Genomic DNA, 22,635 nt, shown 5'->3' with positions numbered 1-22,635 from the left:
CTTATCCACGCCGAGCAGAGAAACGAACGACGATATTGATGGTTAAAACACCCAGTGTCACAAACAATGCGGCGGCCCACGCCAGCTGTACCCAGTCCTCATAAGAGGCACCAGCATATTGATAAATTGTCATCGGAAGGCTCGCCATTGGCTTGTTAAGGTTTAAAGACCAATTCTGATTTCCTAAAGATGTGAAAAGCAGAGGTGCTGTCTCTCCACTCACACGTGCTAGGGCTAATAAGACTCCTGTCACGATGCCTGCTTTTGCTGACCGTAAGCAAATAGAAAGTGTTACCTTCCAACGCGCAGCTCCCAAGGCAGCGCCAGCTTCCCTCAACGCCAGAGGAACCAACCGCAACATATCTTCTGTTGTTCTGACGATAATCGGGACAGCTAAAATTGCCAGCGCAACCGATCCTGAAAATGCTGAGAAATGGCCTACCGGCGCAACCCAAACCTCATACACAAATAATCCAACCAAAATGGATGGTACCGACATCAAAACATCAGAAACAAAACGCACGATTAAAGCAAAATGGTTCCTCTTCGAACCATACTCTGACAGATAAATCCCACAGCCCATCCCTAAAGGTGTCGCCATAACTAATGCCAAAGCAGTTTGAATCACGCTTCCTATAATCGCATTCGCAAAACCTCCTCCTGAACCGGGAGGCCCCATAGACTTGGAAACTGCTGCAAAAGTTAAACCAGACAATCCCTTAGAAAGCAAAGTCCAAAGAATAGAGGCCAAGACCAAAACAAGACAGCTTGCTGCGATAAGGCTCAGTCCCGTCACCAAACGGTCTATGCACCTACGCCTTGCGCCATATCGATCTGTCTGCCAACCGCTATAAACCTTCCCATTGCTCATTTCGTATCACCTCGCAAAAAACGAGCCAGTGACAGCGTCACAAAAGAAAGAAGCATCAAAATAAAACCGAGCCCTAAAAGGGAAGATAACCGCAGAGAGCCTTCTGGACTTTCCGGAAATTGCAAGGCGATTAATGAAGCCACCGTGCTCCGTGGGGCGAATAAAGACCAACCTACATCCGTGACGTTCCCAATGACGAAGGTCACAGCCATGGTTTCACCTAATGCGCGCCCCATCCCCAAAACAATAGCGCCAATAATCCCTGTTCGTGACCATGGAACAACTATTTTCCACATGACGTCCCATCGCGTACTTCCCAAACCATAAGCACTCTCACGCAACATGGGGGGAACGGCATTAAAAACATCTTTCATGATGGCTGTCATAAAGGGAGCAATCATCACGGCAAGAACGAGCCCAGCCGTCATCAACCCCGTTCCAAAAGGGGCGCCATGAATAATAAATTTAATCCCCGGGACATGTCGAAAATGGTGCATCAAAAAAGGCTGAACATGGCGAGCCATAAAGGGGACTATGTTAAAAAACCCCCACATCCCAAAAATAATAGACGGCACGGCCGATAAAAGCTGCACCGCCTCTCCTACCACGGCAGATATTCTTTTAGGGGCAATATCTGTCAACCAAAACGCCGTTCCAAAAGCGAGAGGAAGAGCGATTAATACACCAATGAATGTACTCACAAGTGTACCAAAAAACGGAGCTCCAGCACCGTACTGGTTAGACACGGGGTTCCAGATATTCTTTATGAAAAACTGAAACCCAAAATGATGGAAAGCCTGTTGAGCCCCCACACCCAATAAAACGACAAGACTACCTAATACGCTTAAGACAATAGCTGCGCAGCTAGCAACTAAAACATAAAACAAACAATCTGCGAGAGGCCATTTTTGTTTATTCTGCTTTTGAACGAGCGGCTCAGCAGGAAGATGTTTCATAGATGCACGCTCAAAAACTATTTATAAACCACTACGTTCTTTACCTTGCCCATTATGATCACCACCTAATAGTATAAGGTATAATTTTTCTATATCACGACACTCTTGAATGGAGGAGACTACAAATCATGAAAGATTTATGTCACTCCATTATAACAAAGCGAGACATTTCATTAACCCGACTAAGAGAGCTTTTATCCAGTGACGAATAATCAACCTGCCCCAAGAGCTTTTATTGGTTTCTTTGACGATTTTTCAAACGGAAAAATTAGTGGGTGGGCACTGAGCCTCTATCATTCGGAGCCGGTTACTCTGCACCTTCTTATCGATCAACAAGAAGTCTTACAGATCGTTTGTGACGGTGAACGGCCAGATGTTCAAGACAACTTAAAACTATCTCATAATAAAGTCGGTTTTAATGCTTTTATTCCTGAAAAGTTTTTCGACGGAAAACAGCATCAACTTTCTCTCCGCTTTCCGGATCGTTCGGTTCTACCGTTTACAGATCTTGATAATCCAGAGAATGTTCTTCCTGTTATTCCCTTCCAAGGAACAATCCGGCCACAATATAAAAGCTTCATAGATGGAATCAAACAAGGAGCCTTAAGAGGCTGGGTTTTACGTTCTGCTGGGCCAGGGCATGATTTTGTCGGTAAGTGTACGATTGCCATAACGGTTAATGGTGTTCGCCTCACTCAAAGCCGTGCTGATCGGTACCGGGGAGATGTCGCCGCTGCAACAGGCCATGATCCAAACTGCGGTTTTGAAGTTCCCATCCCTCAGCACTTACGGGGGAACAGACCTCATACTTTTAATGTTGTTGCTCTCCCTGATAAAGAAGAGCTCAATGGTAGCCCTTTCACGACGACTCTCGCCGATGATGCTTTAGAGAGCCGACTTGTTGATTTGCTTGACGTCATTGATGGCCTTCATAAACAAATCACAACATTACGACGCGAAGTAAAAGACCTCATCCCTCAGCGTGGACATAATCTGGGTGATTATGATCGTTGGGCACGTAAATATTATCCCCTCTTACGTGAACGGACGATTAAAAAGCGCCAACTCAATTCTTCTCAGAAAACCCCTCTCGTTTCTGTTCTCTGCCCTACCTATAGGCCTCTTAGCAGTGATTTTATTGCGGCTATCAACTCTGTTGTTTCTCAAACATATACGAACTGGGAGCTCATCATCATTGATGATGCAGGCAAAAGCAAAGAAACTACAGATATTATCAAAAAATTCACTAAAGAAGACAAACGTATCCGTGCCATTATCTTAGAAAAAAATGAGGGAATTTCAGGCGCAACCAACGCAGGCATGGATGCAGCCAAAGGTGATTATGTTGTCTTCTTCGATCATGATGACCTTCTCGTGGATGTCGCGCTAGAAACAATGGTGAATGCGGCTCTCGAAACCGGCGCTAAGTTGCTGTATTCCGATGAAGATAAAATTGATCAAGCAGGTTACTTTCTCGAGCCCAATTTAAAACCAGACTATAATTATCGTTACCTGCTGGGTTGCAATTATATTTGTCACATTACCATGGTTGAAACAAAGCTTATGCGCCAAATTGGTAGCCTGAGATCTAAATATGATGGTGCTCAAGACCATGATTTTGTGTTGCGTGCTGTTGAAATTCTAAAACCTGAAGAAATCCATCACGTTCCAGAAATTCTCTATCACTGGCGCAAGACACCTAATTCCACTGCCGTAAATGTTTCAAATAAAACATATGCTATTGAAGCCGGTATTCGCTGTGTTCAGGACCATTTAGATCGTTGCAAAGTTAAATCAAAAGTCTCATCCATTCGAGGCTTAACTCTTTACGGCGTGCAATGGCTCACGCGTAAAACGCCTAAAGTAACCATTATTATTCCTTTTAAAGATCAGGTTGATACTACACGCCAATGCGTTGAGACTCTTTTTGAGAGAACCAAATATAAAGCCTTTGATATCTTACTGGTCAATAATTGGTCGATAGAAGAAGAAACTCTTTCCTTTATTAAAGACATTGAAAAGCATCCAAAAGTTTCAGTCCTTACGGTTGAAGAGCCTTTCAATTATTCCCGCCTCAACAACCTAGCCGCCGCTTCTACAAAGGCCGATTATCTCTTCTTTATGAATAACGATGTCTTCGTTTCACATAATGATTGGCTGAATATTGCGATAGGTGAGGCATTAGCAGCCCCAGATGTTGCAGCTGTCGGAGCAAAACTTCTTTATCCGAATGATACAATCCAACACGCAGGCGTAGCCGTTGGCCCCGCAGGTATTGGCGCTCACGTGCATCGGGGAGATCCGTTATCAGAATATGGCTATATTGGTCGTACAATGCTCACGCATGATGTTACAGCCGTCACTGCTGCGGCTATGCTTGTTAAATCTAGTGTCTTTCACGAGGTGGGAGGATTTGACGAACAAGAACTCACCGTTGCCTATAATGACGTCGATCTCTGTTTAAAAATCCGGAGCGCTGGCTATCGAATTATTTTTAGTGCTGAAGTCATCGCCTACCACCATGAAAGCCTTTCCCGTGGTAGCGATGATCGGCCAGAGCACGAAACCCGCTTCTTCCACGAAACACAAACCATGCTCACTCGGTGGAGCAATAACCCTCTCTTCGAGAGAGACCCTGCTTATCCGCGCTACTTCACAGTAGACCAGCAGCCTTTTTTTGACTTGATTGACCCTGAAAAACTTTAAACGGCTCTATTAAAGAGCCGTCACAGAAACACGAAAATAGAGCGCTCGTTTATTGCAGTTATAAGCAAGAAGCTAAATGAGCACGTGCATATTTATAAATATCACCTTCATTATTGGGGGCTTCCAGCTCCTCTGCAACACTCTCAACTTCATTGTTATTTTGCAATGGAGTATTTCCCTCCTGCAATGCATAAGGGCTACGCGTCAAGGACTCCAAAGCAAAGCTAGCGAATACCTGCAAATCCTCTTCGTGCAAAGGTTGAGGCATAATGCCTTGTTGCTTTTGAACAACCCAGCCAGCAGTTAATTCCTGCAGCCGCCCCCACCCTGTTCCAAAAACACGATGTTTAAGAGCCTCAAGCGAGGCTTTGGCTAAATCCTCGATCTCTTGTTCGTTCAAACGCATTGGACGTTCTGCTGAGCTTTTTTTTACAACCCATTCATGAACGATGCTATCAAATCCGGGAAGAATTTTACTCGTCATGCCAATGCCCCTTTAATTATTTGAACGAATTCTTCTCAATTACATTCTGAACAAGGTCATCATATCTTCTTAAATACTCTTGGAGATCAAGTTCTTTTTCAGCATATCGTCGAGCTTTTTGCCCCAAATGACGAGCTTGCTTCCGATCTTCCAGAAGTTCCAAAATCGTATCTGCGATTTTATCAGGCTGTAAAAACGGAACTATACGCCCTGTCGAACGGTCATGGATAAACTCTTCAACGGATGCTGTATCGCTTCCAACAATCGTACACCCCGTTGCCATAGCTTCACGCAAGGACCACGAAGCGACAAAAGGATAGCTCAAATAAACATGCACATCAGATCTTTTTAAAAGCGCTCTAAAATCATCATATGCGACTTTACCCACCAAATGAACACGATCTAAATCCAATTTACCTTTTAATTCTTCAAGCATGAAATTACTCCAGCTTCCATGCTTTGCAGGAGGGGACCCATAGCTTACTTTATCGCCGCCCACTAAAATAACCTGAGCGTCTTTTCTTTCATCTAAAATTTTAGGTAGAGCACGCATCATGCTATGGAAGCCACGATATGGCTCCAGATTACGCGCAACATACGTAATCAAAGCATCTTTAGGTGTGATTTTAACACCATTAATTACCAAATTACGTTTATGCGCCTTAGCATCAGGCTTGCAAAGATCGAGATTAACTCCTTCTCGCAAAAGAGAAATTTTCCTTTGAGCCCAATCTGGATATGTTGACTTTTGAAACTCGGTAGGGGTTTGCCCGTAACCACGCTCTAAACAAAGCGCTTGAAGGTTAATCGCGTTTTTTGTGCGGATGACAGGCGTAAAGTCTGGCCGCAATGGAAATTCTGGGTCAAACCCAACATCATTTTGATTGGTGTGATAAAAGAATTCATAATATCCTAAAATAGGACAAGTCGGAAACACATCAACCAAATTCAATAATTCACCCCACCCATGGTGGCCGATGATAATATCTGGTTCATAACCTAAATTTTTAAGAGTTTTTGCTGCTGTAGCCACAGCTTCTGCACGCAAAATGCCATATTCAAATTCACGTACATGAGGATGTGTCGCGGTCGAAGGAAGACGGGGAACACGGTAAATAACACGTCTTACCCCGGGTATATTCCCTTCATTAGCTTCTGAGATGAAAACAATTTCGTGTCCACCTTGCTCGTGTAAATATCGGACAAAATGTAAAAATTGTCCCGGAAAATTCTGATGAACAAATAGATAACGCACACCAAATCCCGGCATCTAAAAGAGAACAACCAACCCTGACAACAATTCTTATCAGGAAATATACCCAGCCCCATATATAGGACTGGGCACACACTTCATATTACTCTGCAGCTTTACGCTTAGTAGTCGTCTTTGTTGTTTTACTACGTGCAGGCTTTTTTGTTGTTTTTGTTGTCTCACCAGCTTCAGACTGATCAACAACCTCAAGCAAGAATGCCTCTAATGGAGCAAGACTTTCTGCTTCTAAAGCCTCAGAGCCATCAACTGGTCCTAAACGGGTGCCATCTGTAAATGATGCCGTCAAACGTATTTTATGCGTCTTTTCAGCTTCCCCCTTCAAACGGACACGCAAACCGAGGATAGGCAGAGCCATTCCACGAGATCCGCAATACTGCCCGCCTTCAGCCCAAGGAGAAAGCCAACCTTTTCCGAGTACAGCCTGATATTCAATATCTTCTGATGGTACTGAGTTTTTAGATTCAATACTAAAGCCTTCAATCCACGCTTGGCTTCCTGGCTCACCCATCCATTTACCAATAACACCACCAACATCACCCAGACGCTGAATATGAGCTGAGATTTCAATATCTTCAGCACTAACAACTTCACCGCTAGACTGTGAAGATGCTGGTTGTGATGGTGCAACAGCAGGCCCCGCAAGCTGAGCGACTTGAAGCTTCGGAGCTTCATGGGTGCTGTCTGGCTCTTGATAGGTTGTTACCAAAATAGCTGCCGGACCACGAAGAACTCGAACCAGAGCTGCTCCGTTAATACCGCCGATCCAACCATCTTCTTCAAATGTACTGACACTCACGATACCAGGTGGCGTACCAGGCGCTTTTGAAATACGAACTCCAGGCAGACCTGCTGGTCCAGGAGGCTGCTGACCCAAAGTATGGAAAATGCAGAAAACACCTGCATCTAACACCATCATATGAGCCCCAGCTTTTAAATCTATAATACGGGTCTGCTGTGCCGACTCTTCTGACTTCTTTTCCATTCCCTACTCCCGCTTTACTTCAAAAAAATCAAATAAATAACTTTAGCAACTCTACCATCAATGCTGAAAATTGCCTAGTTTTCAATCATTAAGCATTCAGACACAACACAAACCAATAAGAAGCATAAGAGTTTCTTTCTATAACTATCAAAAATATTTAATTGATTTCTCTTAAAAGAAACCTAAGCAGCATTTCTATCGGCATTCCTAACGGCAAAACCATCCCCCGTCCTGTTCTCTGGATACGTTCTGCTTGTGCTCCAATATTAAAACACAACACTCTCAAGTCACTTTTCCATAATAATGTTAAAGCGTAGCACCATGTTTCTGGAGAAATGGATGGTATAAAGCCAATCGTTGCCTTTTGTTGTTTGATTAAAGAAACCGCTTCTTCCTCTTGGTAATGCCCTGTTACTTTTACTCCTTGCGCAATAAGACCTTCATCATCTGGTGTATGCCCCACAAGAACAATTTCAATTGGCAAGGAGTGTTTTTTTATTTCAGAAGCCATCTGCAAAAGAACATCATACCCTTTCCAACGGCTTATTCCTCCGACAACACAAATCCGCAAAATACCATCTGCCCCTAACTGTCCCTTTTCTCCCGCCCTATTCTTTTCAAGAATATCCTGTTCTAAAAAGTGAACTTCAGGCTCAATAAAAGGGAAATGCCGCTTCATGCGACGTGCCGTATCATTGGACGGCACCATAATATTCTTTGCTTTTTGAAATTCCTTTTGAGAGCGATCCAACAATTTAGAAACCGTTATCGATTCATCCAAATAACTTCCCGACGTGTTAATACAATTCTCACATTCAGAAAGTTCTGGCTCACCACAATAATGCCCTTCACCATTCAACAAAGATATCCGCGGGCAAAAAGACATATAATCATGGACAAATACACTATACGGAACACCAACTTTCTCATGGAGCTGTCTAATCATAGGCGCATGGCCCACTAAATGATGCCATTCTATTTGAGCTAGTTTTAAATCTTTTAATAAGGCAACAAACGTTGATGTTTCTTGCGGCAAAACAAAAGTCATATTGGGCGTTGAAGAACTCTCTTTTTGTAACGGTTCAATCCAACACCCATCTTCAGTCGGACGCAACGATAATACAAAATAACCTTTTTCTTCCCAATCCGCAGCTCTTTCAGAGACAGCTTTCCCCACTCCGCCTCCAGCATCATGCTGAATCAACAAAATAGACGGACGAGACCCCCTTAGCTTTTCTACTCTGGCGGCATCTATTGCTCTTCTTAAACCTCCCAAGGCATCTGAACGAATAAAACGTCCCACAAGAGCATGGTAACCGGGATGCAACGCCTCCAAAACTGACAAATTGCGCGTGATGAGTGCCTTGCGGCTACTCCCAAAAGAAACAGACCCAAAATGAGCAACAAATACATCCGGTGCAGGATAGTGTCGGAACCCTAAGGCAGATGCTCGCAAGCAAAAATCATTTTCTTCTCCGTATCCAAGGCTAAAAACATCCTCTCGAAAAAGCCCCGTTTCTTCCAAGCACTCCGCTGAAATCGCCATACAAAAACCATTGGCTGTTGGCAGTTCTATCCTCGCCTCTTCGCTTTTAAATAACCGAGAGCAAAGCCGATCTATAGCTTTAGCTTGCTTAGAAGAAGGAATAGGATTTCTCTCTTTCACAGATGGATATGAAAGAATACTGGCGTCATTGGAAAACGGCGTTAACGTTCCCACATCGGTCGTCTTCATGCGCTTTTCCAAGCGTTCTAACCACTTGGGAAAAACCAAAGTATCACTATTTAACAAAACAACATCTCGACCTTTTGCCAAACGCAAACCGTCATTAACTGAAGCCGGATATCCTAAATTTTCCTTATGTCTTATTAAGGTGATACGTTTTTCTACCCTTAGATCATCCAACTTTTTTGCCAAAGCCGGCTCAGGGGTTGCATCATCTATAACAATAATCGAAACATCTGGCCCGACCGTTGCAAAAACACTCCTTAGGCAGGCCAAGGTTTTTACTTCGTCTTTATAAACTGGAATAATAACGGCCCAACCGCGGCTTTTACGATCTATAGCGGGCCGCACAGGCCATTCCTCAACAGGCTGTGGCCTGAGATAAGCGGGTGTTTTTCGCTTGCGACTAAATAAGGCTCCAATATCTGGATTAAGAGGCGCACCGACCAGCGGGCGACCATGCTCGTCCCGTATCATAACCTGCTTAGTTCGTGCTGGGATTTTTCTTAATTCAATACGAAATATCCGAGGTCGCGGCAAAGGTTGATCGCTATCAACATCTTTCGCATACTCTGACACAATCTGTGGTGTTTCTTGTGGTCCAATGTGAATTGTTGGTACATGATCTGGGTCAGCAGGATACCACAACCACCCCTCTAAACCAGAGGCCGTCGCCCGAACCAAAGATTCACAGCGCGTAATTGAAGCTATATTTATAGGACTTCCTAAAAGATGCTTCTGCCCTCTTTTTACTTCCAAACAACGTGCAGAACTCCAGCCTTTCGGCAAAGAGTATAATCCATCAGCTTTACCGGAGAAAACCTCCTTACCATCACATATAATCTGAATATCTTTTTGTGTATGGATCGCTAAGACCCCGCTATTCGAAAGCGTGCACCATCCATCACGCTTAAACTGTTTAACTAAATCCTCAATAAGTGACGTCATTTCCGGGACAACATGAAAACGCCCTAAAGCACAGCCCAAACGGTTTAATGCTTCCTTTTTTTGGTTTATATTTACTAAACAAACCGCTTCCAAAAAAGCGGCTTCTCGTAAATCATACTGTTGGTGAAGGCTCTCTAGCTTTACTAAGCTTTCATCTAAATGACCTGCGCTCAAATACGCTAAGGCTAAGGCCCATGTTACATTGGGACTTTTACGCGCCATACGATGAGCACGCTCTAACCAAAAAATACCGTCTTCTAAGTTCCCTTTTTTTACAAACTCCTGCCCTCGATGAAATGCCTCTTGAGCACGAGCATTCATTACATCGCGCCACTGCGCTCTGTCGGCATCCGTAACCTTATGGCCATACCCACTAAAATTAACGCGAGAAGTTGTTCCCGTCAGGTCTGGTTGATCAGATCCTTTTTCTCTCATTCACTCTCTTCTTCAACTCAGCCTTCAATTGAGGGTGTCTAAATCTATCTCGCCATCCTCTATACCCTGCTCCTTGGCAAGCAAAAGCCATTTCCGCCCTTCGGCCTTATCTGTAACGCCGGCTAACCCTCGGACCAAATATCGCCCAAGCATCAATTGTGATAAACTATGGCCTTCCTCAGCAGCCTTACGAAACCATTTTTGAGCTTCTATACGATTTTCTGGCACTTCATGGCCTCCACCGTACATCGCCGCCAAAGAGAACATCGCGTTTACATTACCGACTTCCGCTGCACGCCTGTAATAACCAAACGCACGCACATGATCCTTAATTCCATCCACCTGTCCTGTAACCAACAGTTGTGCAAGAGCCACCTGCGCTTCGTCCATACCGGCTTCTGCAGCCTTTTCGATCCACAGAAAGGCCTCTTTCGGGTCAGGTTCTACCCCGCGTCCTTCAAGCAACATGCGGCCATACCAGTATTGAGCATTCACAACCCCTTCAGCAGCTTTTTTCATCCACTCAACGGCTTCACGCTCATCTGACGAGCTACCAACCCCCTCAGAAAGACAAACACCCAAATTAAAAGCGCCAACCAAATCTCCTTTGGCAGCAGCTTCTTCAAAACTTTTCTTTAAAGCATTTTTTTCTTCCTCAGACGCCCCTGCGCCCGTTAACAATAAATTACCAAAATCAGCAGCAGCCTTTACATCTCCTGCTGCAGCCGCCACTTGAAACCAATGTGTCGCTGCGTCAGGGTCACGATGGACACCCTTGCCTGTCAAAAATAAAATACCCAAAGCACGTGCAGCACCACTATGATTTTGTTCTGCGGCTAAGCGATACCATTTCGCGGCCTCTACGATATTAGGTGGCAGCTCTCCTCCATTGGCATAAAGGTCTCCAAGAAGTGCTGCCGATTCTGCATCTGCGTTGAGGGCTGCTCGCCTTAACCATGTTTCCGCACGCCCATAATGCTGCTCAACACCGACACCTTCTAACAGCATCAGTCCATAGCGAGCTTGAGCAAAAACAACATTTCTTTCAGCGGCTTCATGATAATAATGTGCTGCCGCCTTCATATCATGCGGTAAAATAATCCCATTTTCACTCATCCGCCCAAGCAATTCAAACGCCGTTCCCAAACCACCTTCCGTTGCTTTTTTGAGATGGTCCGCTGCTATTTTACCTTGCTCATCCGTCGGGTTGTTTTGCAACAGATCTAAAGCGACCCCCAAATGCCCTTGAGAACAGTCGGCTGCCGCAGATTTTTCATACCAATAACGCGCTTGCTCAATATTTTTTATATCTTCTGGGCCATTTGTTAAAATATACCCTAAAAGAGCCTGTGCATCAGCTGAGCCATGGTCGGCAGCAATCTTAGCCCAATGTAAGCCTTGATGAAAATCGGGTTTGCGGGGCCCGCTCACAGGTTTCGGCGCAAGGTCTAACCCTGCATCCATCGTTTTTATTTCAAAATCTTCCGGAAGCCCGACAACATACAAAGTTGCCAAGACAAACATAGCCTCTCGGTGGTGCTTTTCAGCAGCGGTAAACAACCACCGGGCTCCATCCTCTAGGCTTGGCGGTACTCCTTGGCCATTTAAATATGCACGCCCAACCCGAAACTGAGCTTCCTTATCCCCCTGCGCAGCGAGACGACTCAATATAGCAAAGCCGCGAACAGCTTCACCTGTTTCCATATAGTGAATTGCTTGCTCTAGCTTCCCTTTTGAAGAAACAAGAGACGTAACACGGCGCTTAAATGTCATAATCTCAAAACCTTGAACGGACTCCAAAGAAAAAACGCCCGGACGAACCGAGCGTTTCCTTTCCCTTATGGCTCTCTCATACCCTCTGAAAGGGTGGGGGTAATCCGGCTAAAGAAATACTGCATAATCGTTCTCTGACCCACATCAATATCGGCCTGCGTCGGAACACCAGGAGCTGGGTGGAAGAAGGAAGGCTGCCCATGCAACGTATAACGGTCTATCCGCACACGGACACGGTAATAAAGCCCATCAATATTCCCTGGTGCCGCCGCGCTACCATCTGCATCGGCAGCACCTGCAGCCTTAGAGAACGAGTCAGCACTAATCACACGAACTGTTCCTTCTGCACCACCATATTGTGTGTAGGGGAAAGCCACAAACTTAACTAAAGCATGATCTCCCATTTTCACAAAAGCGGCATCACTCGCACGCATCACAGCTTCCATTTCAACACCATATCCGGTTGGAACCAATGTCATAAACTGTGTTGCGGACGGAATAACGGACCCAATCGAAGCCTTCGCGATTGTTAATACAATACCATCTTCAGGTGCCCTCAGAATAATTAAATCCTGACGCAATTGAGCCTTAGCATATGAACTACGGTACTCATCTAGATGATGTTGTGTCTCTGTTAATTCTGAATAAATTTTACTTTGCCAATTTTCAATATAGCTTTGCCGTTCAGCTTGCATTGCGGCCAACTTATTAACTGCTGAATTAGCGCTTTGCTGAGAAGAAATTTCTGATCTTTCTGTTTCCATTAAATCATTCTGAGCCGCGAGCGTAGACAAACGCGAACCAATCTGGTCAGCCTGCTCACGTTGACGCATTTTCAACACCTCAGACGCAACACGCATTTTCCCAGCATACATTGCCGCATTTGCACGATAGCCTTGAATATCATTCTTCAAAGCCGCTATCTGCTGATCATAATTTTGCAAGCGGGCACGGTACTCACTCCGACGACGCAAAAATGCAGCTGCTTGTTCAACAGACGCCGGATTTTTCGTATTGGCACGATACTCTTGATTAGCCGCTTCCGCCCTCAACCGATCAACCTGTGCTTGGTAACCATTCCGTTGCAATTTCATATTGGTAATATCGGCTTCTGTAATCGTTGGATCCAGATGAGCCAACACCTGACCTTTTTTTACAAAATCACCAACATGCACATCGATCGAGCGGACTATGGACGTTTCTAAAGGCTGAACGATCAAATTCGGTTGAGTAGAAACTAAACGCCCTGTTGTGCTGACAACTCGGTTTAAAGGGAAGAAGGTCATCCCAGCCAAACAAGCGAGAAACAGACAACCAATAACCCATATAACGTAACGCGCCGAAGCTGTTGCGGGCAAATTAACCATCGCCGTAGTCGGAGAATGAAACTCCAACAGCGCAATAGGCATCCCCTGCGGAGCATAGGGGTCCGTCGCAGGACGAATAACATGTCCATTTGCGTTCTCGATATCTTCATTTTCAGAAGATTGATTATGATCGCCCTGAGGAACAATACCGGAAGAGCTCATGATTACTCTCCTTCACTCAATTGACCGGCATCAGACGCGCCGGAAGACTGCATGTGTCGATTCTGCTGCAACCACAATGTGCGATAAATCTCGCATCGCTCTAGCAAAATAGGATGGGGAGCAATATCAATCAGTTTACCTTGATCCATAACAGCAATCTGATGACAATCAACAAGAGATGACAATCGGTGAGAAACGATCACCATCGTCCGCCCCTTACCAATTCTTTGAAGATTCGCATTCACCAAGGCTTCTGATTCAGGATCAAGAGCAGAGGTTGCTTCATCCAAAATCATTAACTTCGGATCACTAATCACCGCACGAGCAATCGCAAGACGCTGCCTTTGCCCACCAGAGATATTCGTTGACCCTTCTTCAATCCACGTATCGTAGCCTGCTGGCATCCGCTCAATAAACTCTTCCGCACCAGCCAAACGAGCCGCGCGCACAACATCATCAATTGTATACCCCGGGCGACCAGCCGTAATGTTATCCTGCACAGTCCCTCGAAATAAGAAGTTATCCTGTAGAACAACACCGAAAGAGCGTCTTAAATGAGTTAAGTTGATCTCACGAAGGTCAACACCATCTAAACGCAAATAACCAGAATAATTACGGCTAACACCTTGCAACAATCGAGTAACGGTAGACTTTCCAGATCCTGAACGACCAACAAGGCCTAACATTGTTCCAGCTGGAACATCAAAATTCACATCATTCAATGCTTTTGTGGTTCCACCTGGATAAACAAAGTTAACGCTATTAAATGACAAAGCCCCTTTAATGACAGGGCGCATACCCGTGGTCATGGCTTTAGTTTCTGTCGGTTGGTTCAGAACCATCCCCGCCTCTGATAATGACACGGTTACTTCATTAAAGCTTTCCATAAGCCGAGCCAACCCAACAAGAGGACTAGCTACACGCCCACCCAACATCATAAATCCAGCGAGAGCTCCCGCCTGCAGGTGGCTCGAACTCGTCAACACAAGATAGGCACCTACCAAAATAATGCCTCGATTAATAAACGCATCAAATGGCATCACTAACGTTTGAGGCCAATTTGCCATACGGCCTGCAGCTAGTTTCCAGCGCACCACCTCGGCTGTTTTTTGGTCCCACTCTTCACGGCGCGTTGGCTCTAAAGCCAATGTTTTAACAGTCCTAATCCCGGCAACGGTCTCATACAAAACAGAACTACGGCGCATTTCCGCTTGAATCTGTTTTCCCATCGTACGGGTCACTGCAGGCAAGAAAATAACAACGATCAAACCGATACACCCAGCACTCGCCAACGTCATCCACGCAAGAGTGGGGCTCATTAAAAACAGGACGGGTAACACAACGACAAGCGTAAATAAATCTAACATTGTCGTCATCAATTGGCCGGTAAGGAAGTCGCGGACCTTAAAAATCGCTAAAAACCGTCCGAGAACCTCACCCGTCTGTTCCCGCTCATAAAACTCAAGAGGGAGCGCCAACAAGCGGTTGAAGGCATGCATCGAAATACGTGCATCTAACCGCGTTGACAAAATCAGAGACAACTCGCGACGCGCGTAAGTCAAAAGAATTTCATAGAAAGAGAAGATGACTACAAAGGACGTCATGGTCACCAGAGTGGCCATGGAGTGATAGTTTACGACCCTATCCAAAACCTGCATCACAATTAAAGCAGGGAAAATCTGTAGAATACTTAATACAAGAGATGCAAAGGCAATATCTCTTAAGATCTTACCTTCTCTTCCCACCATTTTGACAAACCAGAGCATGTCAAAACGCGCGTCTGCTTCCGATTCATCACGACGACGCTTAACCAACAACACATCGCCTGTCCAAACCTGTGAAAGGCGAAGCTCATCAACAGGAACAGGAGGGTCCCCCTCGCCTCCAAGGGGATCACGGAGCCAAACAATCCCTTTATCTGCATTTGCAGCCACCATCAGACCTGCTGAACCGTCCTTAAACATAAGAACGATCGGTGGCGTATTATGCATCCGAATCAGATAACGCCACTTTAAGCGCATTCCCTTTGCAACAGCACCTTGCTCGTTTAGCCAACGTGCAAGCGTTGCTGGGGAAGGTGTTTCTTCATTGGGTTCTGCTGCAAAGTCACGAATATCAAGCTCCACCCCGTGAAAACGGGCGGCAGCCATTGCGGCATAAAGTCGGATGACTGCCGGGCTTACTTTCTCCCCGGGGCCAGACACGCGCTGGGTATTCTCCACGAAATGTCCTTTTTACTGTGTTGTTCTACACTGGCTTACATCGTACGAGCGGAATGCCTTCTTATAAGCCTCTAATAAAGAATAGTTTCCTTAACGTCACCTATCTAATCACGCGAAGATAAAAACTTTGTCTACAAAACGATTAAACTGCCTTTTTGTTCACATCTGTCTATAGAATATTTACGTGAGGTTTATTCAACCATTATATTCTGCCCTTTCATCATAAAATTCTTTCTTCCATTATCATCCCAAAACACCATTTAAATAAACATCTCTAAACCTCCAACGAGCCTCAATTAATGTTCCTTCTGCACGAATACGCCTCACATCATGATACTTTCACACAGCCCCTACAGCCAAAACCGTTCCACGCTCCCCACCTCCTTGCCCTCAACACATCCTTAGTAAAAAATTTCAATCTCGATCCTGAGTGGCTAAAAAGCGAACCCGGCTTACAAATGCTTTCGCACGGACAACGACAAGATGGAGACCCACCTGTCGCAATGGCCTATGCCGGGCATCAATTTGGTCATTTTGTCCCAAGTTTGGGAGATGGCCGCGCCATGTTGGTCGGTGAGTTAAAAGATACGAATGGTGTCTTATATGATCTGCACCTCAAAGGCTCTGGCCCTACGCCTTTTTCTCGACACGGAGACGGCCTAGCCGCTTTAGGTCCTGTACTACGAGAATATATTATAAGTGAAGCAATGCATGCCTTAGGCATTCCAACCACTCGCTCTCTTGCTGCCATCACAACAGGTGAGAAGGTATACCGCGAAGCACCTATGCCAGGTGCGGTATTAGCACGTATCTCGTTAAGCCACATACGGGTAGGGACATTTCAATATTTCGCGGCTCAAAAAGACCTCACAAGTCTAAAGAAACTCATGCAGTATACTCTGCACCGTTTGTACCCAGAGCATAGCGACACCCAAAACCCAGCCCTAACCCTTCTCGATAATGTGATCGCTCGACAAGCCAAACTCATCGCCCAATGGATGCATGTTGGTTTTATTCATGGCGTGATGAACACGGATAATACTTCAATCGCGGGTGAAACGCTCGACTTTGGGCCTTGCGCCTTTCTGGATGAATATAATCCCGACAAAACATTCAGTTTTATCGATAAAAATGGGCGCTATGCTTATGACCAGCAGCCCAATATAGCTTTGTGGAATTTACAACGCTTAGCCGAGGCTCTTCTGCCCCTCATTGATCCTGACACCAACACCGCTATTACACTTGCAACCAAAAGCCTTGAAAATTTCAATACTCTTTTTTCTCAAACCTATCTGAGCGGGTGGAAGAGGAAGTTGGGCCTTTCCTCACATAACCCATCAGATCCCAAGCTTATCTCAGCGCTGCTTACGCTTATGTATCAAAACGAGGCGGACTTTACATTAACCTTTAGAAGACTATCCACACTGGCTCATACAGATCGCACTCAGGGTTTTGTTAGTCTTTTTAAAACTCCAGACCACATCCAATCATGGTTGTCTGACTGGAGACAGCGCTGCGCAGAGGATGAACTATCCGAATCTCACCGTTATGACGTAATGTTGAAGAGCAACCCTCGTATTATTCCACGCAACCACAAGATTGAAGAAATGATATCATCTGCCCTCAAAGGCGACTACCACCCCTTCAACGTTATGCGCGACAAACTGTCTTCTCCTTTCTCCGAGGAGCCAGAGGATGAACTCGAAGCGCCTCCCACATACGAAGAGACAGTACAAAACACTTTTTGTGGCACATAGTCCTTAAACGGGAGCCAAGAATTTTTGGCTCCTTTTGAACAGAAGTTTCACTTGGCAATATAGAGCAAGCAGATCAGGCATATATGTATTGTGAAGAGCCTTCACACTTTCATGCGCTGCGTAGAAACGAATAGCCTGTTCATTCGCCCCTTCGATGGCGGTGCCCAAAAACACACCATCAATATGAATAACCTTAGACTTTAACATCTTTATAACCTCAAACGGTTCCTATCCTTTAGAAGCACACTCTATCTCACATAGTTCCTAAAAAAGTGTGTCCACAAAGGTATAGTGGCACTCTATGACACAATACTTCATAAGAAATCATGACCTTTTTATGATATTAACGTATCATCTTTTTAACATTACCAATCATTCACTCTAAATTCATAAGAACAATACCATGACAGCCCACACAGCAGCAGATTTAGCGCATATCTGGTTACCCTATACTCAAATGAAAACGGCTCCCTACCCTATTAAAGCCATAGAAACTTCAGGAAGCCGCATTACTCTGGAAGATCGCAGAACCTTAATCGATGGTGTTGCGGCATGGTGGACGGCTTGCCATGGGTATAATCACCCTCACATATTGGAAGCTCTCATTCATCAAGCAAAAACCATGCCCCATGTTATGTTTGGCGGCATGGTGCATGACCCGGCTCAAAAATTAGCATCGCGGCTAGCCCAGCTCCTTCCAGATAATTTGAATCGAGTCTTTTTTACTGATTCCGGCTCCGTTGCTATGGAAGTCGCGGTTAAGATCGCCATCCAATATCATCTCAATATCGGCCATCAAGGGCGCACCAAAATTCTCTCTTTCCGTGGGGGGTATCATGGTGACACCTTGGGTATGATGTCTATTTGTGACCCTGAAGAAGGTATGCATCATCTCTTTGCAGATATTCTTCCCCCCCAAATATTAGCTGACCTACCAATTGACGAAAAAAGCACACAACAACTCGAGCAGATTCTGGAACAGCACCATCAATCTATTGCAGCACTCGTAACCGAGCCTCTTGTTCAAGGTGCAGGAGGGATGCTTTTCCATTCAGCAAATATTTTAAAAACACTACGGTCGTTATGCGACAAATATAATATACTCTTTATTATGGATGAGATTTTTACAGGGTTCGGACGAACCGGTACGATGTTTGCCTGCGAGCAGGCTAATATAACACCGGATATTATTGCTCTCTCCAAAGCCCTCACCGGCGGAACCATGCCGTTAGCTGCCACCGTTGCTAGAGAAAGTATCTTTAATGCTTTCCTCTCCAATACAGCAGAAAAAGCCTTAATGCACGGACCAACCTTTATGGCTAATCCCCTCGCTTGTGCGGTCGCCAACGCATCATTGGACCTTTTTGAGCAACTCCCCCGCCTAGAACAAGTTCAAAATATCGAACGACAACTCCAAAAAGAACTTGAACCCTGCCGTTCTTTCTCTGGCGTAAAAGATGTCCGTGTTTTAGGGGCCATTGGAGTTGTTGAATTAGACAAAATAAAAGACCCAGATACTTTACGCCGTCTCTTTATTGATAAAGGTGTCTGGATACGACCTTTCCGCAATATTATTTACTTAACACCCGCTTTTACAATTACTCCATCTGACCTTTCTCTTCTTACCTCCGCGATTGTGGATGTCTGCCGAAACAACATATGACTTTATTTGATTCCTACTTCGCAGAAATACTCCAAAAACGATCTCAAGAGGGAACGCTTAGAACCCTCCACTCCACACACAATCATAGTGCAGACAAACAGGCCACCCCCTTCATTGATGTCTCTTCCAATGATTATCTGAACCTCTCTTGTCACCCTCTTTTAAAACAACGGGCTTCTGAATGGGCGCTTAAATATGGCGCCGGTGCGCGTTCTTCCAGGCTTGTAAGCGGCACACTCATTCAACATCAAAATATTGAAGCCAAAATAGCACTTTTCAAAAAGCATGAAGCTGCTCTTCTTTTCGCTTCTGGGTGGCAGGCCAATGCTTCTGTGATACCCGCCTTATGCAAACTCTCTTTAACTCAAACACACGCGCCTATGCTGGTTTTTTCAGACAAATTGAACCATGCCAGCATTCACCATGGATGTGCCGCCGCTGGCGTGCGGCAAATTCGTTTTCGACATAATGATTTATCCCACCTAGAAAGCCTTCTCAAAAGAGAAGCCTCCAAACCGGGATTACGCATGATCATTACCGAGAGCGTTTTCTCTATGGATGGCGACCGGGCAGACATTCTCGCACTGCGCAAAATTGCACATGACTATCAGGCATTTCTCTATTTAGATGAAGCACATGCGACAGGAGTATTAGGAGAAAATGGCGCGGGCCTCTCTCAAGGTGTTGCCGATCTCACAATGGGAACATTTAGTAAGGCTTTGGGAAGTATGGGAGCTTATATTGCCGGCTCAAAGCTCTTATGTGATTATATTATTAATTATGCATCTGGGTTTATCTACAGCACTGCCGTTCCGCCCGCTCTTTTAGGCGCTATCGATGCAGCACTTGATCTTATCCCCCATATGCATAAAGAACGTCATAACCTTCATAAAAATGCAGACTTATTAAGACGCCTTCTTAACGAAGCTGATATATCAACAGGCCTTTCAACAACGCAAATTGTTCCTGTCATCATTGGGGACTCTGAGCATGCTCTCTCGGTTGCCCGCGGTCTTCACCAAAAAGGCTTCATGAGTATTGCCATTCGTCCCCCTACCGTTCCAACTGGGACAGCACGTTTGCGCCTTGCTCTACACTCCAACCTAACAGAAAATAACATCACTCAATTAGCTCACGCCATTATTCAGCTTATGACGGAAAAAAAATCATGACGCCAAAACTATACTTTGCTCATGGTTGGAGCTTTGAGGCCAGTTTCTGGCACCCTGTAATGAAACACCTTTCTGATTTTTCAGCTTTATATACAGACGAAGGGTATTTTAAATCCTCCAAGGAATATCCAGCTTTTCCAGATGAGGTATTCTTCGCAATTGGTCACTCTGCGGGAAGCTTTTTCCTTTTTGAACATATCCCCCCTCAATGTGCGGGCATTATTCTTTTCAATGGATTCAGCCGTTTTTCATCCGATGGCACCTTCCCACACGGGGTTTCACCTCGTGTTTTAACACGCATGCAAAAGCAGCTTCTACACAACCCACAAGAAGTTTTACACAGCTTTCGTCAACGCTGTGGAGATCATACAGCCATCCCTCCAACGCTAAATGTCCATAATCTCTCCCAAGGTCTGGCAGATCTCGCCGAAAAAGATTACCGCCCTCAAGCAGAACATTGGCTCGACAAAACTCATTGGATGACTGGAAAAGATGATCCTTTTAGCGTCACACAAAACAGTTTCACAAAAGCAGGAAAAATCGTAGAAGGAGGACATCTTCTGCCTCTCGAACGCCCTGAATTATGCGCGTCCTTTATCCGCAACGTTATTGCTAATAATGACCCAAACATCCCGTAAAAAGCTTATTTCTGCACGATTTAATAATGCAGCTCATCACTATGACGCCGCTGCTTCAATTCAGCGTCAAACTGCTGATGTGTTAATGAAACATATCCGAGAACAATACTCATCCTACCATCCAACTTCTATCCTCGAATTTGGGTGTGGCACCGGGTACATGACCCAAAATATCGCCTCTTCTTTTCCCCACACCCCTCTTCTTGCAACAGATATAGCCCCCAATATGGTTGCTCAGTCTCAAGCGAAGCTTTCTTCTTACAAGAATGTTTCTTTTGACCTGATGGATGCCGAAAACCCTTCTCCCACCGGTATGTTTGATCTCATCACATCTAATTTATGCTTCCAGTGGATTGAAAACCGTACCAAAGCATTAGAAGAGCTTTCTCATAAACTTGCCTCAGGCGGTTATCTCATTTTCACAACACTGCTACGCAACACTCTACACGAATGGCAAGAATCATGCGTACACGAAAATGTCCCTTGTGGAGTTCCCCTCTACCCTACCGTAACCACCATCCAGTCTGAGTGGCCTTTAAATGGGCAAGGAGCATGGTTGGAGATACCTCTCTATGACCCTGTTCCTAATTCGCTCTCTTTCCTTCGTAATCTACACAGCATCGGCGCTTCTCTTCCTCACTCAGGAAGCGCTCCCACATCAGCTGCGACCTTAAGGCGTGCTATGCGTTACTTTGATCAGCACTATACGAAAGTCACATATCACATTGGCTTAGGGATTTTTAGGAAGCACTCTCATGACTAATTCACGTGGTGTGTTTATTACTGGAACAGACACAGAAATTGGCAAAACTCTTACATCGGCCATCTTAACCAAAGCATGGAATACATATTACTGGAAACCTCTCCAAACAGGACTTGAAACCGAGCAAGGAGATAGCCCAACCGTGGCCTCCCTTGCTCAACTCCCTCCCAAGAAAATTATTCCTCCAGCTTACTCTTTCAAAGCTCCCTTATCGCCTATGGCGGCAGCCTCCAAAGAACATACAACCATTAACCCCGGCCGGCTGGTTCTGCCTCAACTGTCAAACCCCATTCTTGTCGAAGGCGCGGGGGGCCTCATGGTTCCTATCCGTAAAGACCTTTTAATGATTGACCTCATTAATAAGCTTGATCTTCCCACGATACTCGTTGCACGAAGTGGTCTTGGAACCATCAACCACACATTACTCAGCCTAGAAGCTCTCACCAGACGCAATATTCATATTCTTGGCGTAGTGTTGAGTGGCCCGTTAAATACAGAAAATAAAAAAACCATTGAAGAGTTCGGAAACACGAAAGTTATCTTGCAAATTCCTCATCTGGACGTAGTTAATCCAACAATTGTTACATCTCTTGCACAAGAAGTCCCTGATCTACGGGATATTTAACAAACAACAAACCTTCGTGAGATTTATTTTTTTTACGTGATTGCCAATATTATTAATTATTTTTTCTGCATAAATAATTTCTATGCTATTAATAAAGTTTAATGTGCCATAT

The 22,635-nt window shown here is 45.0% G+C and carries 17 protein-coding genes; 7 read left to right on the top strand and 10 right to left on the bottom strand.

Going from position 1 to position 22,635, the window contains the following annotated elements; genetic code table 11:
• Position 1 precedes the first annotated feature (1 nt).
• Both pstA and pstC read right to left on the bottom strand, forming a co-directional pair.
• Positions 2-871 (bottom strand): phosphate ABC transporter permease PstA, encoded by an 870-nt coding sequence (pstA, locus tag E3D00_RS05755; RefSeq protein ID WP_141460759.1) that lies wholly within the window; start codon positions 869-871, stop codon positions 2-4.
• A complete protein-coding gene (pstC, locus tag E3D00_RS05750) occupies positions 868-1,827 on the bottom strand; it encodes a phosphate ABC transporter permease subunit PstC (RefSeq protein ID WP_141460757.1) in 960 nt (319 codons plus the stop codon). The genes pstA and pstC overlap by 4 nt, the downstream gene beginning before the upstream one ends.
• A gap of 201 nt (positions 1,828-2,028) precedes the next feature.
• Between pstC and E3D00_RS05745 the strand changes: the two genes are divergently transcribed.
• Positions 2,029-4,533, top strand: a complete 2,505-nt coding sequence (locus E3D00_RS05745; protein ID WP_141460754.1) for a glycosyltransferase family 2 protein — start codon at positions 2,029-2,031, stop codon at positions 4,531-4,533.
• A gap of 58 nt (positions 4,534-4,591) precedes the next feature.
• Here the strand turns inward: E3D00_RS05745 and E3D00_RS05740 are convergent, their stop codons facing one another.
• The 7 genes from E3D00_RS05740 to E3D00_RS05710 all read right to left on the bottom strand — a co-directional run bounded on the left by E3D00_RS05740 (position 4,592) and on the right by E3D00_RS05710 (position 15,833).
• Positions 4,592-5,017: a hypothetical protein gene (locus tag E3D00_RS05740; protein WP_141460752.1), complete on the bottom strand. Its 426-nt coding sequence runs from the start codon at positions 5,015-5,017 to the stop codon at positions 4,592-4,594.
• A gap of 16 nt (positions 5,018-5,033) precedes the next feature.
• Complete coding sequence (locus tag E3D00_RS05735; protein ID WP_141460750.1) at positions 5,034-6,272, bottom strand: glycosyltransferase family 4 protein; 1,239 nt, start codon at positions 6,270-6,272, stop codon at positions 5,034-5,036.
• Between the two features lie 100 nt (positions 6,273-6,372).
• A complete protein-coding gene (locus E3D00_RS05730) occupies positions 6,373-7,272 on the bottom strand; it encodes a hypothetical protein (protein ID WP_141460748.1) in 900 nt (299 codons plus the stop codon).
• A 157-nt stretch (positions 7,273-7,429) separates the two neighbouring features.
• Positions 7,430-10,381: a glycosyltransferase gene (locus E3D00_RS05725; RefSeq protein ID WP_141460746.1), complete on the bottom strand. Its 2,952-nt coding sequence runs from the start codon at positions 10,379-10,381 to the stop codon at positions 7,430-7,432.
• A gap of 24 nt (positions 10,382-10,405) precedes the next feature.
• On the bottom strand, positions 10,406-12,154 hold the full coding sequence (locus E3D00_RS05720) for a tetratricopeptide repeat protein (RefSeq protein WP_141460744.1): 1,749 nt from the start codon (positions 12,152-12,154) through the stop codon (positions 10,406-10,408).
• 65 nt (positions 12,155-12,219) lie between these two features.
• Positions 12,220-13,683, bottom strand: a complete 1,464-nt coding sequence (locus E3D00_RS05715; RefSeq protein ID WP_181441935.1) for an HlyD family type I secretion periplasmic adaptor subunit — start codon at positions 13,681-13,683, stop codon at positions 12,220-12,222.
• Positions 13,684-13,685: 2 nt separating this feature from the next.
• Complete coding sequence (locus E3D00_RS05710) at positions 13,686-15,833, bottom strand: peptidase domain-containing ABC transporter (RefSeq protein ID WP_141462391.1); 2,148 nt, start codon at positions 15,831-15,833, stop codon at positions 13,686-13,688.
• Between the two features lie 371 nt (positions 15,834-16,204).
• On the opposite strand from E3D00_RS05710, the gene E3D00_RS05705 reads away from it, so the two are divergent.
• Positions 16,205-17,662: a protein adenylyltransferase SelO gene (locus E3D00_RS05705; RefSeq protein ID WP_141460742.1), complete on the top strand. Its 1,458-nt coding sequence runs from the start codon at positions 16,205-16,207 to the stop codon at positions 17,660-17,662.
• Positions 17,663-17,665: 3 nt separating this feature from the next.
• On the opposite strand, the gene E3D00_RS05700 is transcribed toward E3D00_RS05705, so the two are convergent.
• Positions 17,666-17,869, bottom strand: coding sequence for a hypothetical protein (locus tag E3D00_RS05700; RefSeq protein ID WP_141460740.1), 204 nt, complete (start codon positions 17,867-17,869; stop codon positions 17,666-17,668).
• A gap of 196 nt (positions 17,870-18,065) precedes the next feature.
• Between E3D00_RS05700 and E3D00_RS05695 the strand changes: the two genes are divergently transcribed.
• The 5 genes from E3D00_RS05695 to bioD are packed head-to-tail and all read left to right on the top strand — an operon-like array spanning position 18,066 to position 22,523.
• Positions 18,066-19,325 carry an adenosylmethionine--8-amino-7-oxononanoate transaminase gene (locus E3D00_RS05695; protein WP_141460738.1) on the top strand — a complete coding sequence of 420 codons (1,260 nt, stop codon included), beginning with the start codon at positions 18,066-18,068 and terminating at the stop codon, positions 19,323-19,325.
• Complete coding sequence (locus E3D00_RS05690) at positions 19,322-20,497, top strand: aminotransferase class I/II-fold pyridoxal phosphate-dependent enzyme (protein WP_141460736.1); 1,176 nt, start codon at positions 19,322-19,324, stop codon at positions 20,495-20,497. Before E3D00_RS05695 ends, E3D00_RS05690 begins: the two co-directional genes overlap by 4 nt.
• Positions 20,494-21,135, top strand: coding sequence for an alpha/beta hydrolase (locus E3D00_RS05685; RefSeq protein ID WP_141460735.1), 642 nt, complete (start codon positions 20,494-20,496; stop codon positions 21,133-21,135). Before E3D00_RS05690 ends, E3D00_RS05685 begins: the two co-directional genes overlap by 4 nt.
• Complete coding sequence (locus tag E3D00_RS05680) at positions 21,116-21,898, top strand: methyltransferase domain-containing protein (RefSeq protein ID WP_141460733.1); 783 nt, start codon at positions 21,116-21,118, stop codon at positions 21,896-21,898. Before E3D00_RS05685 ends, E3D00_RS05680 begins: the two co-directional genes overlap by 20 nt.
• Positions 21,891-22,523: a dethiobiotin synthase gene (gene bioD, locus E3D00_RS05675; protein WP_141460731.1), complete on the top strand. Its 633-nt coding sequence runs from the start codon at positions 21,891-21,893 to the stop codon at positions 22,521-22,523. Before E3D00_RS05680 ends, bioD begins: the two co-directional genes overlap by 8 nt.
• The last annotated feature ends 112 nt before the right edge of the window (positions 22,524-22,635 follow it).

This window comes from Swingsia samuiensis (assembly GCF_006542355.1).
GTDB classification, from domain to species: domain Bacteria; phylum Pseudomonadota; class Alphaproteobacteria; order Acetobacterales; family Acetobacteraceae; genus Gluconobacter; species Gluconobacter samuiensis.
This window is presented reverse-complemented; position numbering and strand designations above follow the sequence as displayed.

Bases quoted from the DNA above. Each gene is read 5' to 3' on its own strand.
- pstA (WP_141460759.1), bottom strand. From the start codon at position 871: ATGAGCAATGGGAAGGTTTATAGCGGTTGGCAGACAGATCGATATGGC.
- pstC (WP_141460757.1), bottom strand. From the start codon at position 1,827: ATGAAACATCTTCCTGCTGAGCCGCTCGTTCAAAAGCAGAATAAACAA.
- E3D00_RS05740 (WP_141460752.1), bottom strand. From the start codon at position 5,017: ATGACGAGTAAAATTCTTCCCGGATTTGATAGCATCGTTCATGAATGG.
- E3D00_RS05730 (WP_141460748.1), bottom strand. From the start codon at position 7,272: ATGGAAAAGAAGTCAGAAGAGTCGGCACAGCAGACCCGTATTATAGAT.
- E3D00_RS05725 (WP_141460746.1), bottom strand. From the start codon at position 10,381: ATGAGAGAAAAAGGATCTGATCAACCAGACCTGACGGGAACAACTTCT.
- E3D00_RS05720 (WP_141460744.1), bottom strand. From the start codon at position 12,154: ATGACATTTAAGCGCCGTGTTACGTCTCTTGTTTCTTCAAAAGGGAAG.
- E3D00_RS05715 (WP_181441935.1), bottom strand. From the start codon at position 13,683: ATGAGCTCTTCCGGTATTGTTCCTCAGGGCGATCATAATCAATCTTCT.
- E3D00_RS05710 (WP_141462391.1), bottom strand. From the start codon at position 15,833: ATGGCTGCCGCCCGTTTTCACGGGGTGGAGCTTGATATTCGTGACTTT.
- E3D00_RS05705 (WP_141460742.1), top strand. From the start codon at position 16,205: ATGTTCCTTCTGCACGAATACGCCTCACATCATGATACTTTCACACAG.
- E3D00_RS05700 (WP_141460740.1), bottom strand. From the start codon at position 17,869: ATGTTAAAGTCTAAGGTTATTCATATTGATGGTGTGTTTTTGGGCACC.
- E3D00_RS05695 (WP_141460738.1), top strand. From the start codon at position 18,066: ATGACAGCCCACACAGCAGCAGATTTAGCGCATATCTGGTTACCCTAT.
- E3D00_RS05690 (WP_141460736.1), top strand. From the start codon at position 19,322: ATGACTTTATTTGATTCCTACTTCGCAGAAATACTCCAAAAACGATCT.
- E3D00_RS05685 (WP_141460735.1), top strand. From the start codon at position 20,494: ATGACGCCAAAACTATACTTTGCTCATGGTTGGAGCTTTGAGGCCAGT.
- E3D00_RS05680 (WP_141460733.1), top strand. From the start codon at position 21,116: ATGACCCAAACATCCCGTAAAAAGCTTATTTCTGCACGATTTAATAAT.
- bioD (WP_141460731.1), top strand. From the start codon at position 21,891: ATGACTAATTCACGTGGTGTGTTTATTACTGGAACAGACACAGAAATT.